Consider the following 15291-nt stretch of genomic DNA (forward strand, 5'->3'; position numbering starts at 1 on the left):
TGCAATGGACGCCATGACGACGAACCGCCGGATTGCCCTGATCCCGGGCGACGGCATCGGCGCCGAGCTACTTCCCCCGGCACAGCAGGTGCTCGATGTTCTCGGCCGCCGCCACGGCTTCAGCCTGTCCCACACGTCGTACGACTGGTCATGCGAGCGGACGAGGAGGCCGGTCTCGCGCAGTCGGCGCGGGGTCAGGTCGACGACCAGGCCGACGCGGGCCGGCCCCCACAGGCCGTCGATGTAGCGCCTGCCGTCGGCGTCGTCGATGTGCGAGCTCTCCCCTCGCTGGACGACAGGTTCGCCCGGCAGAGCGGGATCGAGATCACCAGGACTCCCTCGAAGACTACGCCCCTCAAGGCGAGGGTCGAGGACCATGAGGACACCGCTGGAGCCCGCCGAGGCGCTGCGCGGGGTGCTCGCCGCCAACGTCACCTGGGACGTCATGGCCGCCGCCGCGTGCGCTGATGACCGGTCTCGATGAGCGCTCCGCCTTTGACGGACGGCCCGCCTCGGACCTGATCGCCGACCAGGTGGGGGAGAGCGTCCCGGCCCGGGCCCTGCAGCCGTCGGAGTGGGGGCATCGAGGGGAAGTACCAAGCGGGGGAGTGCGCCCCGGGGGCGGCGGGGAGGGCTGCTGCGGCTGACACAGGCCCATGGTGAGTGATGAGCAACCTGACGACGAGAGAGAGAACGCACCGATGACCTCAGCGACCGCCACCGGCCGGGACGGAACGACCGTCCTCGGTCACACCGGCCAACTGCCGGGCTCGCTCCTCGATCACGTGCTGCGGCAGTCCTTCGGACTCGAGGGATATGTCCAGCACCCCCTGGGAGGGGAGGTCGACCAGAACGTCCGGATCACCGGCGATGACGGCATGCGCTACTTCGTACGGGTCACCCGCGCGGAGCCGGACTCGGCCGACGTTCTCTGGCAGAACTCGCTCCTCCAGCATCTGGCCTCCACCGTTCCCGACCTTCCGGTGCCACGACTGGTCCCGACACGCGAGGGGAAGTTCCTTGCCGCCCTCGTCCACGAGGGCCGAACGCACGTGGTCCGCGTGATGAGCTGGATCGAGGGCCGGGTCCTGGCGGAACTCGACGACCACCCCGCGGTGCTCCTGCGTCAGCTGGGAGAAGCCGCCGGCGGCTGAGCCTCGGACTCTCCAGCGTGGAGCCACCGGTGGGCCTGGAACCCCACGACTGGGACATGCGCCGGGCCGCTGAGATCGTCGAGGCGTCGCTGCACGCGGTACAGGACGCGGACCGGCGGGAGTCGGTGCGCACGATCATGGGCTGGTACGACGATCTCCTGCCGGCATGGGACCGACTGCCGCGGAGCGTCGTACACCAGGATCTCAATGACGCCAACGTCCTGGCCGACGCCGATGCCGACGGGGTGCTGCGGATCTCGGGCATCGTCGACCTGGGCGACTCGCTCTACAGTGTGCGCGCGGCGGAGGTGGCGATCGCGGCGGGCTACGCCATGGTCCGCAAGGCCGACCCGCTCGCTGCCGCGGCCGAAGTCGTGGCCGGCTTCCACTCGGTGCTCCCCCTCACGGCTGAGGAACTGGCGGCTGTCTATCCGCTGGCGGCCGCCCGGCTGTGCATGAACGCCGTGACGTGGACGCGCCGGGTCGCCGAGAGCGACACGCCGTACGGGCGGACCCGCATGCAACACACGTGGCCGGCGATCGCGCAGGTGGCCGAGGTTTGCCCCGACGTCGCCGAGGCGACGTTCCGGGTCGCGTGTGGGCTCCCCCCGACGCGGGAGCAGCGGGGTTTGGAAGAGGTCCTGGCAGAGGCGGCCCGAGAGGGCTCCCCGCACACACCGGCCCCGCAGCTGCTCGACCTGCGACCGGCAAGTAACCTCTACGACGAAGTCGACTGGCACGAGGGCCGTGCGCGCGAGCATCGACAACATCCTCGACGGACGGCCGGTGGCCGTACTCACGGGCGAGGCGCCGGTGCAGCATCAGCGTGCCGTTCGTTTGTTCCACCACCCACCGCTTCGGCTGGGGGACGAAGCCTTTGCCCCGGTCGGCCGGGTTGCGGCGGACGACCTCGACGTCGATGTCCAGCAGGGCGCCATGGATGACGACTTCGTCCTTGAAGCCCTGGTCCACCAGGGCCTTCTCCAGGCGCATCCCGCACCGCTCGGCGGTCTGGTCGAGCAAGGCGGTGCCGGCGGTGTTGTCGTGCACGGACGCGGCCAGCACGACCACCCCGATGATCAGCCCCATCACATCCACGGCCAGGCCCCGCTTGCGGCCCGAGACCTTCTTGTTGGCGTCCAGTCCCGTCGTGGTCTTCGGGACACCGGCGGCCGTGCGGACGGACTGGGTGTCGGTGATCACGAGGGACGGGTCCTCTAATCGGCGGGCTCTCTCCCGTACCTGGCAGCGCAGGAGTTCCTGGATCCGCTGGTCGAGCCCGTCCTGGCGCCACAGCGTGAAGTAGTAGAACACCGCCGGCCAGGCCGGCAGGTCATGGGGCAGATAGCGCCACTGACAGCCCGTCCGGTTCTGGTAGAAGATCGCGTTCACGACCTCCCGCAGATCACAGGCCCCGGGGTCACCGGTCGCCGACCGCGCCACCCGGTCCTGCTTCCAGGCCGTGATCATCGGCTGGATCAACGCCCACTGCACGTCCGATGAGTCGCTGGGGTACGGCTTTCTCTCCATGGCCCGCATCTCAGCATGGACATGCTCACCGCATGCCCCGCGCGGCCATCAGTACCACGATCGAGCGATCACGAACCAGGGAAGATCGGACCCAACGTCCACTTACGCAGCCCGGCCGGTCGGATGGGTCAGGGCCGGTTGTACCACTCACACTTGCGTGCCGGGTTCGCACCGACAAGACAGATCTCGACAGACTCCGTCGCCCTGGGGAACGCAATATTGAAGGCGGACGTCATGTCGCACTGAGTGTTGGTACTCGAGAAGGCGAGCTCGTTGCCAGAGGCATCGTACGCGCTGGACCACATCCTGTTGCAGCCGACGGACCGGAATGCTCCAGCGGCCACGGGCGACCCGTACCACGTCAGAGTGCCGCGGATGGAGCTGGCGCCGAGCCAGATGTCGATGGGGGTGCTCGGGTAGGGGGCGGTCTGCGCGCCGGAGGCGGCGGGAGCGCCCAGCAAAGCACCTGCGGTCAGCACGACCGAACCGAGGACGGCGGCGAGATAGGTCTTCATGCGATCTCCAGGGTGGGGACTACGGAGCCCGACACGCGGTCGCGTGCGGCATCAACCGGGTTAGGCGGAACCGGGCGCTGGCGACTCGGTCCGGCACACTCGCGGTCCGTTTCGAAGTGACGATTCGCATCGTCGCGATCAACGCATGGTCGTGGCCTGCCGGACGTGTCAGCCCTGCATGTCATGCGGGCCGCGATCACTTCAGCGGGTTGTGGGGTGCAAGGGCGAATGGGAGCTGCGCCCTTACGATCTGGGTGGACCGGCCGCGTCTTCGCCGGACGGCCCACCCAGAACACCGGCAACGTCCCAGACGACTACCGGTTCCGCCGGCTGTCCCGGCTGACACCGCCGCCACATGACCCTCAGCGGACAGACCATCACCACCCAAACCGCTCAGCGCAGGCCGTCGACGCAGTAGCCGGCGCGGTAGCAGGTCTGTCCCGCGAGGTAGTTCTGGTTTTCGTCGGTCATGTAGAGCCAGATGTTGTCGGACCCACCGACGACGTTCGCGGCAAGGGCGAAGTCCGCCGGCCCGGATCGGTTGCACCAGGTGCTGCTGCTCTTGAAGTCCAGTGAGGTGCTGCCGGCGAACGCCCGCGCGTAGACCCGTCGACAATTGCTGGCCTTGAACGATCCGTCGACGCTGACCGACCGGTTGGACCAGCTGGCCGTGCCTTCGTAGTAGCTCGCCCCGTACGGGATCGAGAAGGTGGCGGCGCCGGCGGCGGAAGCGGGTGCCGCCGCAAAGACCAATCCGGCAACCGACGCGGCTGCCGTCACGGCCATGCCGACCTTCCTCGTGCGGCTCTTCACCTTCGTTGTGTCCTTCAACTTCACCATGACAACCACTCCCAGGTTCCTCGAGTGCCCGATGCCCAAGTGCGGAGGCGACCCGCCTCAGATCGGGCAGTGAACGTTGCTGCCGTTGTTCGACAACACGACTCAAGCAGGCGTGGGCCTCACGCCGGAAAGCATTCGAGCCAGTTCAAATCCATCGCGACAACTGCTACCGTCGGGGCGGTGCTCACCCTGCGTGTAGACGCCGACACAGTGTCCAGGACGCGGTTGGCCCCTTCGCCCGCGTCGGAGTCCATAGCATGGCTGAAACTCACCGCCGCGTCGGGACGGCACCCAGTGTTCGGAGATCCTGGACCACTCGCCCGCGCGTCACTCGCTCATCCGGACGTCGCCCTGCTCGCAGACCTGTTGCCGCAGAACGGCGACACCTACAGACCTGACCTGCTCACCCCTCAGCCAGAAACGCACGCACAGCGCCGCGATCTGCTCGACGAGCAGATCGCGCAGATCGAGGCCGCAGCGCAGGAAGACCTCGAAACTCAAGTCTTCACCCACACCCGGACCCACTGGAACAGGCCACTGCTGGCCACCACCCGCCGGATCGCGGAATCGGGACGGATGCAGCGACATCTCGCGAACGGTCTCGCCCGGTTCTGGCGCGATGCCCTGGCCGAGGGCTGGCCCGAATTGCACTCAATCATGGATCAGGACATCGCCCACCGCGCGACCGCCATCGCCGCCCATGGCGTCGGCCGGGCGCTCGGAGCACTCCACCCCGACATCGCTTGGGCAGGCAATGCGGTCACCCTCGCCAAGCCGTGGGACGGCGAAATCGATGTCACCGGCCGTGACCTGGTTTTCGCCCCCAGCGTGCTCAGCTGGCCCGACGTCATTATCCAGGTCGACACCCCCGGGCAGTTCGTCCTCTACTACCCCGCCCAGCGGATCGGAGCCGGCCGGGATCGCAGGTCCGGAAGGATCGCGCAAGTGGTCGGCAACGCCCGAGCCGCCTTGCTGGCAGACCTCGAAACCGCCCGGTCCACCGCGGAACTCGCCACCCGGACCGGATACTCCTCGGGCACCGTCTCCTACCACCTCAGCGCCCTGCACCGCGCACGCCTCGTCACCAAGGTCAGAGACGGCCGCTACGTGTTGTACCAGCGGACCGCACATGCGGCAGGTCTGTTGGAAGAGGCTGGCGGTTAGGGAGCGTACTGCGTCGTGATCAATCTGCGGGATTCGCCCTCGCGAGTGGTGTTGAAGCGGTAGGGACTTGTTGGCGAGCGGGAACAGCCCGGCGTCGTGTCGTTCCTACGGCTACGACCTGCTGCGGTGGTTCCGATTCCTCGCGGCGGTCGGCATCGCGGGGAATCGTGCGCAACGCGTGGACGTGCGGGACTTCGTGCTGTGGCTGCGGACCGCGCACAACCCGGCACGGGACCGGCGACGCCCGGACGCTCCGGCCGCGGGCTCGGTGAATCTCCGTACGGGCAAGCCGTACTTGCCTGCGGGCTATGCCCCGGCCACCGTCAACCACGCCCTGTCGGTGATCTCGGCGTTCTACGACTTCCATCTGCAGACCGGGGAGGGGCCTCTGGTGTCGCCGGTGCCACCGCAGTCACGCTCCGGTCGCCGGCTGAACGCCCACCACAACCCGCTGGAGCCGTTCCACCTACAGCGACGGGGCGCCTACCGGCAGAAGCAGCCTGACCGACCACCCCGGGCAGTGCCCGACGACGTGCTGGACGAGCTGTTCGCGCGGCTGGGGTGCAACCGGGACCGGGCGATGTTCAGCATGTTCTAGTCCAGCGGCGCGCGGGCGGCCGAGCTGCTGGGCATGACGGTGGGTGACGCTCACCCCGGCGACGGCCGTATCTACGTGCGGACCACGGGCCTTGGCGGGAACAAGCAGGCGTGCCCGGCGGCGCCGGAGGCGTTCGCCTGGCTGGCTGTCTACCTCGGTGAACTCCTGGACGCGGGGCACCGGCCCGAGCCGGACGAGCCGTTGTGGTGGACCCGTCGTCATCCGCTGCGGCCCTTGACCTACACCGCCCTGCGCGCCGTCCTGACGCGGATCAACGACCGGATCAGAGCCAACGTCAGCCTTCACGATCTGCGGCACACGCTCGGGTTGCGGTTGATCGCCGACCCCAACGTCACCCTCGTCGACGTCCAGCAGGTGATGCGGCACCGGCAGATCACCACCACCGGCGGCTACCTGCGTCCGCGCACCGACGAGGTCATTGCGAAGGTTCACGAGCACTACACGCGCCCGAAACCGGCGCCACAGCCGTTGCGAGGCTGGTCCTACGACCCGCAGGACCTGGCCGACGTGTTCGGCGGCACCGGCTGATGGGCAGCCGACACGGCAAGGTCGCCCGCACGCCGGTCAGCCCGCGCGACCCCCGCGTGCTGATGGGCCCGCCACCGGCGCGGGCGGCGGGGCTGGCCGCGCCGCCCGCGCGGGCCACCGCTGCACGGGCGCAGTTGGGCGCGCTGGCGGAGGCGCTCCTCGAGCAGCCGACCTACCAGCAGCGGTGGAGACAGAATCTGGCGCTGACGCGCGTCCTGGACTGGTTGGAGACCTTCCCAGGTGAGGACTGGCAGGATCGCTGGCTGCTCAGCGGGGCCGAGGACCAGGGCCGACGGTGGGGACCGCAGGATCTCGCCCCCGCGCTGCGGAACCGGCTGACCGCCGGGCTCGGGATCATGATCGTGCTGCGGGCCGTCCGCCCGTCCTACGCCTGGCTGTCGAGCAGCAGGCTGCTGGGCGTCTACGCGTCGTTCCGCCGCCACAACCAGTCCGAGGTCTTCGCCGACGTCGAGCGGTACGCCGCCCGCCACCAGAGGCACGAGTACGCGGCCGAGGCCGTGAACGTGCTGACCCGCATGGTGATCGTGACAGGCAAGCCGCTGCGCGAACTCGACCTCGCCGACCTCGACGTCTACGCGGCGGCCCGACAAGCGTGCGGCAGCAAGGTCGCCGCACTGCCGATGGCCTACGAGTTGTTGCGCGCGGTCGGCGGACTGGAGGACTTGCCGCCGACGCTGCGGGAAGCCCAGGCCCGCGGGCAGTTGTCGGTGGCTGAGCTCGTGGACCGCTACCCCGCGAACAAGGAGATCCGCGACGTCCTGGTGCACTACCTGGTCGAGCGTTCCGCCGCGCTGGACTACGGATCGCTGGTCAATCTGGTCCAGGTGCTGGTGGACCTGTTCTGGCGCGACCTGGAGCGCCACCATCCAGGCATCTGCTCGCTGCGTCTGACCGATCCGGTGGCCCAGGCGTGGAAACAGCGGATTCGTACACTGCCGAATGGTCGGCCCCGGCGCACCTTTCACTCGGTGTTGCTGGCGGTCCGCGCGTTCTACCTCGACCTGCTGCAGTGGTCGCTGGAGGACCCCGCCCGCTGGGCCCGGTGGGCCGCGCCGTCCCCCGTCGGCGAGGCCGATATCCGCGGCTACATCAAGGAGACACGGCGTCGCCAGGCCCGCATGCAACAGCGGACCCGCACCTTGATTCCCGTGCTTCCGCGGCTCATCACCGCCGCGACGGACGAGCTCGACGCGGCTGGACGGATGCTGTCCGCTGCCCGTGACGCCGCAGCCGGCGAGGAGTTCACCATCGATGGCCTGCGCTATCGACGCACCGGTCGCGGTGCCAGCACGTGGCGTCCGAGCGCGCTGTTCGTCACCCCTGTCGACCAGCCCGGGCCCCGCTTTGACGCAGAACGCCTGGAGGACAACGCCTTCTGGGCCTTCGCGGCCATCGAGGTGCTGCGCAGGACGGGAACGCGCACCGAGGAGCTCCTTGAGCTGACTCACGTGAGCTTGCGCCAGTATCAGGCTCCAACCGGGGAGATGGTGCCGTTGCTGCAGGTCAGCCCGTCCAAGACGGACGCCGAACGGGTCATCCCGGCTGACCCGGACCTGGTCGCGGTGCTGGCTCGCATCATTCGCCGGATCAAGCGGGACGGCACAGTGCCGCTGCTCAGCCGCTACGACGGGTACGAACGCGCCTTCGGCCCGCTGCTGCCGCATCTGTTCCAGCGCGTCACCCACCACCAGCTGCAGGTCATCCCGCCGGACCGCGTCCGGGAACTCCTCGCCGGCCTTGCCCGGCGGGCGGGCATCACCGATGTCGACGGCACCCCGCTGAAGTTCACTCCGCACGATTTCCAGCGGATCTTCTCCACGGAGACCGTCAACGGCGGACTGCTCATCCACATCGCGGCGAAGTTACTGGGACATCTGGATCTGAATACCACTCAGGGGTATGTCGCCGTCTATCCGGAAGAGGTGATCCGCCACTACCGCCAGTTCGTCGACCAGCGCCGGACCCATCGGCCGAGCGAGGAATACCGCGAGCCGACCGACATCGAATGGGAGGAGTTCCGAGACCACTTCAGCCTGCGGAAGGTCGCGCTCGGCCAATGCGATCGTCCGTATGGGACACCCTGCCAGCATGAATCAGCGTGCGTGCGCTGCCCGATGCTTCGTCTGTCGTTGAGCCAGGTTCCCCGGCTGCTGGAGATCGAACGCAACACCCACGAGCGACTGGACGAAGCCCGACGGCTGCAATGGCTCGGCGAGGTCGCCAACCTTCAAGAAAGCCTGCGGCACATCGCGGACAAGAAGCGCCAGGCCGAACGTCGGTGTCAACAACAAGCCGGCCAAGGCGGGTCAGGAGACAACGCACTCAGCTGACCCGATGGCGCTCACGCCACAGCGACGCCGCCGGGGAGTCCTCCACGAGGACCCAGCTGTCGAAGTCTTCGCGCACGAATCTGCGGTCGACGGGCATGAGCCGGATCTGCGGACGGTCATCCATCCACCAAATTTCGAAGTCCGCCGTTGTGCCGACGGCGGGCCAGCGCGTCGCGTCCCGCGGCAGCATGAGTACGTCGACGAAGCCGCTGACGGCAAGCCCCAGGTCGACACCGATCCCGGTGACGCCGGGACGGTGAACCCAGTCCACTGTTCCGGCCAGCCGCTGGCCAAGCCGAAGCTGTCCGCGCAGCTCGTCCCAGGCGTTGTCGAGGGGAGTCACCCAGACATCTTGCTACATGTTCCCTCGGGGTCTCCATCCGCCCCAGATCAGTAGTGCGGAGAAGGGTCTTCGCGTCCTGCGGCCAGGAGGCGTTCTTCGAAGGCCACGTCCACGCGCTGACCACGCTGAACGGTGTGCCGGCCGGTCAAGTTCGCTACGACAACCTCACTCCGGCCGTGAAGAAGGTGGTCTTCCACAGTCGCTCGCGGGAGGAGAACCCGCGCTGGACCGCTTTCCACGAGTACTACGGATTCACCCCGTTCTACTGTGAGCCGGGACTGCGCGGCGCCCACGAGAAAGGCGGCGTCGAAGGCCAGGTCGGCTACTTCCGCCGCAACTACCTCACCCCGGTGCCGCAGGTGGACAGTCTGGACGAACTCGACGCCCGATTAGCCGAGTTCGAGGCGAAGGAGGACGAGCGGTGGATCGGCGCGAGGATGCGGACGATCGCGCAGGACTTCGCCCGCGAGGCCGGTCACCTGCTGCCGTTGCCGGACGATCCGTTCACCACCGGCATCACACTCACGCCCCGCGGCGACCGCTATGGCCTGATCACCGTGAAGATGTGCCGGTACTCGGTCCCGGTCCGCTACATCGACCGCAAGGTCACTGTCACCCTCACCTGCGACGACCTGACCGTCTATGACGGCCGGCGGGAGATTGCCCGACATCGGCGGCTGACCGAACGTGGTGCCGAGCACCTCGTGCTGGACCATTACCTGGAAGCCCTGCTGACCAAGCCGGGGGCGCTGGAACGCTCCGAGGCCCTCCACCAGGCCCGCGCCGAGGGCACCTTCACAGCCGTCCATGAAGCGTTCTGGGCCGCCGCTAAGAAGGCCCTCGGCGATGCCGAGGGAACGAAAGCCCTGGTGAAGGTGCTGTTGCTGCACCGGCATCAGCAGCACGGCGACGTGGTGGCCGGGATCCGCAGGGCTCTCGCGGCGGGCACCTTCAACGAGGACGTCATCGCGCTGGAGGCCCGCAAGGCGGCCCAGACGGCCGGGCGGGCACCGACCGTCACTGCAGACACCCTCGCCCCGGAGCCGCTGGATCGGGACCCGGCCCAGGTCACCCGCTGACTCCGCGTCGTCTCGCCCATGCTTTGCCCGCCGACCAGCGTCCGCTGCCCCGCTTGGAGCAGTGGGACGAGTTGTTGCAGCTTCGCCGGAAGGACTCATCATGACCACCGCCCATCACGCGCTGACCGCGCAGGCATCCGACGCGGCGATCGACACCGCCTGCCGCCTGCTGCGGCTGCCCACCATGCGAGCCCAGGCCGCCGACACCATCGCCCGGGCCGAACGCGAAGGCCTTTCTTACGCGGGCTTTCTCGCCGAGTTGCTGATGGCCGAGTGCGAGGACCGGGACCGGCGCCGGGCCGAACCCCGCATCCGGGCAGCTCACTTCCCCCGCGAGAAGTCGCTGCGGGAGTTCGACTACAGCGTCAATCCCCACGTCGATCCTGCGGTCATCCACAATCTCGCCACCTGCGAGTGGATCGCCAAGGGTCACCCACTGTGTCTGATCGGGGACTCCGGCACGGGCAAGTCGCACCTGCTGATCGCGCTGGGCACCGCAGCCGCCATGGCCGGCTACCGCGTCCGCTACACCACCGCCGCAGCCCTGGTGAACGAACTGGTCGAAGCGGCAGACGACAAGCAGCTGGGCAAGACCATCGCCCGCTACGGACGGGTCGACCTGCTCGAAATCGACGAGCTGGGCTACCTCGAACTCGACCGCCGCGGCGCGGAAATGCTCTTCCAGGTCCTCACTGAACGCGAGGAAAAGAACAGCATCGCGATCGCTTCCAACGAGGCGTTCACCGGCTGGAGCCGAACCCTCACCGACCCACGGCTCTGCGCGGCGATCGTGGACCGCCTCACGTTCAACGCCACCATTATCGAGACCGGAACCGAATCCTACCGCCTGGCCCGCACGAAGGCGCAGAAGAACGACGCCCCGAAGTACACCGTCACGACGCCACGGAGTAGCTGAGATCTGTCGCGGTGAGCGAGGCAGGCATCAAACGCAGCCACATCGTGCCTCGTTCGCCCGGATCATCGTGCAGGTAGTGCACGAAACGCTCGTCCCACAAAGCCTCGTCCGCACCCAAATAGCGGGTCAGCTTGCGCCGCCCCCTCGGCACATCAAAGGGCACAAGCTCAGCCTGACCCCGCGCGATCACCTGTCGGACACACCCCGTCGCGAGATCGCACTCGTCCACCACGAGGGCGACGTTCGGGTCATCCTTCACGCGGTCGAACAGCCGGGCCCAAGGGCCTGTCAAGGTCCAGAAGGCTCCCTCTTCCCAGAGGAACCAGACAGGACGTACCGTCGGCCCGCTCGTCGCGATACGAGCGGTGAGCGGCTGCTGCAGGAAGGCGTCCACATCAAAACCAGAAGATCTCACATCGCCAATCTTCCGCTGCCGCCGATCACTCCACCACCGACCATCGACCTACGACCAAAGCCTCAGACGCCCCGAGTCCCCGGAAGGAAAGATCAAACCCCCTCACGTGGTCCCGGCGCAGACCAATCCCCGGAGCCACTTCAAGACGTCCAGGAGACACAGGATCTTCATCAACCGGGGCCGTTGGAAGACGTCATGCCGGGGCCGCCGGACAACGTCACAGCCACGGAGAGCACGCCACCGGCCTCTCCTACCTCGCCGTCCGTAGCGGATCACCTCCGCTCGCGCGGAGAGCCCTAGGTGTTCTGTCCCGGGAGGTTGTGGACGGTGACAGGGGTCACGGCTGGTTGAACTTGAAATGGGTGATGGCCTTCTGGCCTGGTGTGGATTGCGACATCTGCACCAGCAACATCGACAGCAGCAACAACGCACGCTGCGTGACGCGGCCTCCCGTATGGAGAAGAGGGAGTGCCCAGTCTGCGGGGTCACCTGGACGACCGGCACGGATCGACGTCATGACGCTCGCTACTGCTCGGGGCGCTGCCGCCAGGCCGCCTTCCGCCGACGCACGGCGATCGAAGACGAATGACCGACAACGTCAAGTGAGACAACCCTGTGGAAGTGCTAGTAGGAGACAACGCCAGCTGAGACTCCGCCAAAGATCCGTCTCACCCCTCTTTGCATCACCCCTGGTCACAGCGTCGGCCGTGGGCAAGATCAAATGAGACGGAACACACGTCACCGTGACACCTTCACGAACGGCATCTCTCAAATCATGCGCATCGAGTGGCTTAGACGTCATCTCATTTGGTTGTCTCGGTAGACTGTGAGTCGTGGTGGGGATCGTTGAGCGGCTCGTGCCGGACGAATTGTGGGAGTTGTTCCAGCGAGTGGTGCCGGAGGCGCCTTCGCGGCCTCAGGGCGGTGGCCGACGCCGGCATGGCGACCGTGAAGTGCTGGCAGCGATCGTGTTCGTGGCCACCTCGGGCTGCACGTGGCAGCAGTTGCCAGCCGCGTCGTTCGGTCCGTCTGGGGCGACGGCTCACCGCCGTTTTGCGGAATGGACGAAGGCCAGGGTGTGGGCCAAGCTCCACCGCCTGGTCCTCGACGAACTCGGCTCCCGCGGCGAGTTGGGCTGGTCCCGCTGCGCGATCGACTCGGTGAACATGCGGGCCCTGAAAAGGGGGACCTGACAGGCCCGAATCCTGTCGACCGGGGCAAGTACGGATCGAAGATCCATTTGATCACCGAGCGGACGGGTCTGCCACTTTCCGTCGGAATCTCGGGGCGAACCTGCATGACAGCCAGGCACTGATCCCCCTGGTGAAGGGCATACCACCGATCCGGTCCCGCCGCGGGCGGCGGCGACGCAGGCCGGACAAGCTCCACGCAGACAAGGGCTACGACTATCCTCATCTGCGCCGTTGGTTACGGGGGCGTGACATCAAGCACCGCATCGCTCGCAAGGGGGTCGAGACCTCGCAGCGGCTGGGCCGTCACCGCTGGACCATCGAGCGCACCATGTCCTGGCTCGCCGGCTGCCGCCGCCTCCATCGCCGCTATGAGCGCAAGGCCGAGCACTTCCTCGCCTTCACCAGCATCGCCTGCACCCTCATCTGTTATCGGCGGCTCGTCTGCTGATGTGGGCCTGCAGCAGTTTCACTGCCAGGTCATGGCCGTAGCGATTGGCCATGACCATGGGTGCGGTCGTCCGGGTCTGCGAGCTCCGGATCGGCCCCAAAGGCCAGCAATACGGCCGTGCTGTGCACAGTCAACGGCTGCCCGCTCTGCAGGGAGCCATCACCCTCGACGTCGATCGCGTGCGTCAGCAGCGTCATGTTGCTGAAGACCTCGTCGGGATCGGAGCCGGCGGCCAGCAACCGGGCCAGGGCCTCAGCATCCTCCTGCTCGACCGCTTGATGCGCGGGTGTCCAGTAGTCGCTCACCACGACATTCAACCGTCCCCACAGCCCGCCTGCCAGCGACTATCTACGCCACCAGCGACCAATTGAGATGACGTCTTATGACCTGCCACCCCAGTCCTCGGCGGCCGTCAGCGGTACGGCGGCGGGCGGCTGCGCCGACGTCGTCAGCTCGATGCGCCGTCCCTCGGCCGACGAACGCAGCAGCGTGGTCATCGTCTCCAGTACGTGCAGGGCGAGTTCGCCGCTCGCGCGCGGTGCCCGCTGCCCGTCGGCGGCGATGAAGTCGAGCAGCCCCACTCCCCGTGCGCCGTCGACGTAGCCCGCGGACGGAGGGAGCGTGCGCCACTGCGTGTCGCCGAGTCCGAAGAGCCGTACGTCGCCGTCGAAGCGGTTCGGATCGGGGACGGCGAGGGTTCCCACCTCGCCGTGGACCTCGATCGGGGAGGCCGTGGTGGCCACCCCGTCGAAGCTCGTCGTGATCGTCGTCAGCGTTCCGGCCACGTGCTCCAGCACACCGGAGACATGGCTGTCCACCTCCACCGGTATCCGCTCTCCCGTGCGCGGGCCGGAACCGATGACCCGCTCGGCGCGCAGCCGGCTGGACGCCCCCGTCACGGCCCGCACCGGGCCCAGAAGATGGACAAGGGAGGCGAGGTAGTACGGCCCCATGTCCAGCAGGGGGCCGCCGCCCTCGGTGTAGTAGAAGTCGGGGTGCGGGTGCCAGCGTTCGTGGCCCGGGGTGACCATCACGGCCGAGGCGAACAGCGGGCGTCCGATGCTCCCGGCGGCCAGGGCCGCCCGCGCCGTCTGCACTCCGGTGCCCAGCACGGTGTCCGGCGCGCACCCCACTCCGACTCCCGCCCGCGCGGCGGCCGCCATGACGGTGTGGGCGTCGGCGAGCGTGGCGGCGAGCGGCTTCTCCCCGTAGACGTTCTTGCCGTGACCGATGGCCCCCAGGGCGATTTCGGCGTGCGCCGCGGGGGTGGTGAGGTTCAGCACTGTGTCCACGTTCGGGCTGCTCAGCAGCTCCTCGACGGTCAGCGCCCGGACGCCGGGCAGTCCGGCGGCGACCGCTGCCGACCGGGAGGCGTCAAGGTCGGCGACCGCGGTCACGCGCACGGCGGGATGACGGGCCAGCGTGTCTAGGTACGCGCGGGAGATGACTCCGAGCCCTACGACGCCGACGCGGTGCGCGTCGCCCACAGCATGCCCCTCTCGATGATGGTGCGGACGTTGGGGTTCTCCAGCACGTCGAGGCTGTGCCCCGGCGTCGTCACCACGATCCGCCCGGCCCCCCACCGACGGGTCCAGACCGCCGGTGAGGTGACCGGCCGGTGCCAGGGCTCCCACGGCCGGGTGGGATGCGTGGTGGTGGCCAGGACATCGATGAGGTCGTCGTGGAGTACCCAGTACTGTTCGGTGTGCAGCTCGAAGTCCTCGATGCCCGCGGTGACGGGGTGCTCGCGGCCGGCTTCGGTGACGGCGATGGTATGCGGCAGGAAGTTGTCCTCCGGCCCGCCCCGGCGCTCGCACGCTTCCCTGCCCGGGTGCGTGGCGAACTGCCCACCCACCAGATGGAGATAGTTGGCGGAGGCGCGGAACGAGTCGGCGATGCCGCCGTGCCAGCCGGTGAACCCGGTGCCGCCCACGACCGCGGAGGTCAGCCCCGCGAGCTGCTCGCCTGTGATCTCCGACATCGTGACGCACTGCACGATCAGGTCGGTGCCGGCCATCTCGGCGGTGTCGGCATAGACGTGGGTCGACTCCTCAACCCGGACGGCGTATCCGTTACTCCTCAGGAAGGGCAGGAACAGTTCCGTCGCCTCGACCGGCTGGTGCCCTTCCCAACCGCCGCGGACCACCAGGGCTTTCTTCAGCGTCATCGTGATCTCACCATGCGCCGGGCGCCCGC

At 68.0% G+C, this 15291-nt stretch carries 13 protein-coding genes and 6 pseudogenes; 10 read left to right on the top strand and 9 right to left on the bottom strand.

Annotation, left to right across the window (positions count from 1 at the left end):
• Nucleotides 1-13: 13 nt before the first annotated feature.
• The 3 genes and pseudogenes from ACFY9I_RS39790 to ACFY9I_RS39800 all read left to right on the top strand — a co-directional run.
• Nucleotides 14-169, top strand: a pseudogene (locus tag ACFY9I_RS39790) (tartrate dehydrogenase); the annotation flags it as partial.
• 532 nt (nt 170-701) lie between these two features.
• A complete protein-coding gene (locus ACFY9I_RS39795; RefSeq protein WP_391011680.1) occupies nt 702-1154 on the top strand; it encodes a phosphotransferase in 453 nt (150 codons plus the stop codon).
• A 56-nt stretch (nt 1155-1210) separates the two neighbouring features.
• Nucleotides 1211-1474, top strand: a pseudogene (locus ACFY9I_RS39800) (phosphotransferase); the annotation flags it as partial.
• 460 nt (nt 1475-1934) lie between these two features.
• Here ACFY9I_RS39800 and ACFY9I_RS39805 read toward each other — a convergent pair.
• The 3 genes and pseudogenes from ACFY9I_RS39805 to ACFY9I_RS39815 form a co-directional block, all read right to left on the bottom strand.
• Nucleotides 1935-2684 (bottom strand): annotated as a pseudogene (locus ACFY9I_RS39805) (IS5 family transposase); the annotation flags it as partial.
• 128 nt (nt 2685-2812) lie between these two features.
• Nucleotides 2813-3199: a hypothetical protein gene (locus tag ACFY9I_RS39810; protein ID WP_391011683.1), complete on the bottom strand. Its 387-nt coding sequence runs from the start codon at nt 3197-3199 to the stop codon at nt 2813-2815.
• Nucleotides 3200-3592: 393 nt separating this feature from the next.
• Nucleotides 3593-4039 (bottom strand): hypothetical protein, encoded by a 447-nt coding sequence (locus tag ACFY9I_RS39815; RefSeq protein WP_391011686.1) that lies wholly within the window; start codon nt 4037-4039, stop codon nt 3593-3595.
• 180 nt (nt 4040-4219) lie between these two features.
• Here ACFY9I_RS39815 and ACFY9I_RS39820 point away from each other — a divergent pair, with 180 nt between their 5' ends.
• The 4 genes and pseudogenes from ACFY9I_RS39820 to ACFY9I_RS39835 all read left to right on the top strand — a co-directional run bounded on the left by ACFY9I_RS39820 (nt 4220) and on the right by ACFY9I_RS39835 (nt 8701).
• Nucleotides 4220-5203 (top strand): DUF5937 family protein, encoded by a 984-nt coding sequence (locus tag ACFY9I_RS39820; protein WP_391011689.1) that lies wholly within the window; start codon nt 4220-4222, stop codon nt 5201-5203.
• Nucleotides 5204-5273: 70 nt separating this feature from the next.
• Nucleotides 5274-5801, top strand: a complete 528-nt coding sequence (locus tag ACFY9I_RS39825; protein ID WP_391011692.1) for a hypothetical protein — start codon at nt 5274-5276, stop codon at nt 5799-5801.
• Between the two features lie 15 nt (nt 5802-5816).
• Nucleotides 5817-6350 (top strand): annotated as a pseudogene (locus ACFY9I_RS39830) (tyrosine-type recombinase/integrase); the annotation flags it as partial.
• Nucleotides 6350-8701: a tyrosine-type recombinase/integrase gene (locus tag ACFY9I_RS39835; RefSeq protein WP_391011695.1), complete on the top strand. Its 2352-nt coding sequence runs from the start codon at nt 6350-6352 to the stop codon at nt 8699-8701. The pseudogene ACFY9I_RS39830 and the gene ACFY9I_RS39835, both read left to right, overlap by 1 nt.
• Here ACFY9I_RS39835 and ACFY9I_RS39840 read toward each other — a convergent pair.
• A complete protein-coding gene (locus ACFY9I_RS39840; protein ID WP_391011698.1) occupies nt 8694-9044 on the bottom strand; it encodes a hypothetical protein in 351 nt (116 codons plus the stop codon). The two genes, ACFY9I_RS39835 and ACFY9I_RS39840, sit on opposite strands and share 8 nt — an antisense overlap.
• Nucleotides 9045-9097: 53 nt before the next feature.
• Here ACFY9I_RS39840 and ACFY9I_RS39845 point away from each other — a divergent pair, with 53 nt between their 5' ends.
• The gene (locus ACFY9I_RS39845; RefSeq protein ID WP_391011701.1) at nt 9098-10123 is read left to right on the top strand and encodes a hypothetical protein; all 1026 of its coding nucleotides are present in this window, start codon (nt 9098-9100) and stop codon (nt 10121-10123) included.
• 100 nt (nt 10124-10223) lie between these two features.
• Entirely contained in the window at nt 10224-11039 is an 816-nt protein-coding gene (istB, locus tag ACFY9I_RS39850; protein ID WP_391011704.1) for an IS21-like element helper ATPase IstB, read from the top strand.
• Here the strand turns inward: istB and ACFY9I_RS39855 are convergent.
• The gene (locus ACFY9I_RS39855; RefSeq protein WP_391011707.1) at nt 11017-11454 is read right to left on the bottom strand and encodes a pyridoxamine 5'-phosphate oxidase family protein; all 438 of its coding nucleotides are present in this window, start codon (nt 11452-11454) and stop codon (nt 11017-11019) included. The two genes, istB and ACFY9I_RS39855, sit on opposite strands and share 23 nt — an antisense overlap.
• A gap of 337 nt (nt 11455-11791) precedes the next feature.
• Entirely contained in the window at nt 11792-11971 is a 180-nt protein-coding gene (locus ACFY9I_RS39860) for a hypothetical protein (protein WP_391011710.1), read from the bottom strand.
• A 325-nt stretch (nt 11972-12296) separates the two neighbouring features.
• Between ACFY9I_RS39860 and ACFY9I_RS39865 the strand changes: the two are divergent.
• A pseudogene (locus ACFY9I_RS39865) lies at nt 12297-13095 on the top strand (IS5 family transposase).
• On the opposite strand, the pseudogene ACFY9I_RS39870 reads toward ACFY9I_RS39865, so the two are convergent.
• The 3 genes and pseudogenes from ACFY9I_RS39870 to ACFY9I_RS39880 form a co-directional block, all read right to left on the bottom strand.
• Nucleotides 13067-13400: pseudogene (locus ACFY9I_RS39870) on the bottom strand (ankyrin repeat domain-containing protein). The pseudogenes ACFY9I_RS39865 and ACFY9I_RS39870 overlap by 29 nt on opposite strands.
• A gap of 75 nt (nt 13401-13475) precedes the next feature.
• Complete coding sequence (locus tag ACFY9I_RS39875; protein ID WP_391011712.1) at nt 13476-14582, bottom strand: Gfo/Idh/MocA family oxidoreductase; 1107 nt, start codon at nt 14580-14582, stop codon at nt 13476-13478.
• Complete coding sequence (locus ACFY9I_RS39880; protein ID WP_391011715.1) at nt 14552-15262, bottom strand: ThuA domain-containing protein; 711 nt, start codon at nt 15260-15262, stop codon at nt 14552-14554. Before ACFY9I_RS39880 ends, ACFY9I_RS39875 begins: the two co-directional genes overlap by 31 nt.
• Between the last annotated feature and the right edge of the window lie 29 nt (nt 15263-15291).

It is taken from the genome of Streptomyces sp. NPDC012510, from assembly GCF_042955065.1.
GTDB lineage: Bacteria > Actinomycetota > Actinomycetes > Streptomycetales > Streptomycetaceae > Streptomyces.

Coding starts and splice junctions, on each gene's coding strand:
- ACFY9I_RS39795 (WP_391011680.1), top strand. CDS start 702: ATGACCTCAGCGACCGCCACCGGCCGGGACGGAACGACCGTCCTCGGT.
- ACFY9I_RS39810 (WP_391011683.1), bottom strand. CDS start 3,199: ATGAAGACCTATCTCGCCGCCGTCCTCGGTTCGGTCGTGCTGACCGCA.
- ACFY9I_RS39815 (WP_391011686.1), bottom strand. CDS start 4,039: ATGGTGAAGTTGAAGGACACAACGAAGGTGAAGAGCCGCACGAGGAAG.
- ACFY9I_RS39835 (WP_391011695.1), top strand. CDS start 6,350: ATGGGCAGCCGACACGGCAAGGTCGCCCGCACGCCGGTCAGCCCGCGC.
- istB (WP_391011704.1), top strand. CDS start 10,224: ATGACCACCGCCCATCACGCGCTGACCGCGCAGGCATCCGACGCGGCG.
- ACFY9I_RS39860 (WP_391011710.1), bottom strand. CDS start 11,971: ATGACGTCGATCCGTGCCGGTCGTCCAGGTGACCCCGCAGACTGGGCA.
- ACFY9I_RS39880 (WP_391011715.1), bottom strand. CDS start 15,262: ATGACGCTGAAGAAAGCCCTGGTGGTCCGCGGCGGTTGGGAAGGGCAC.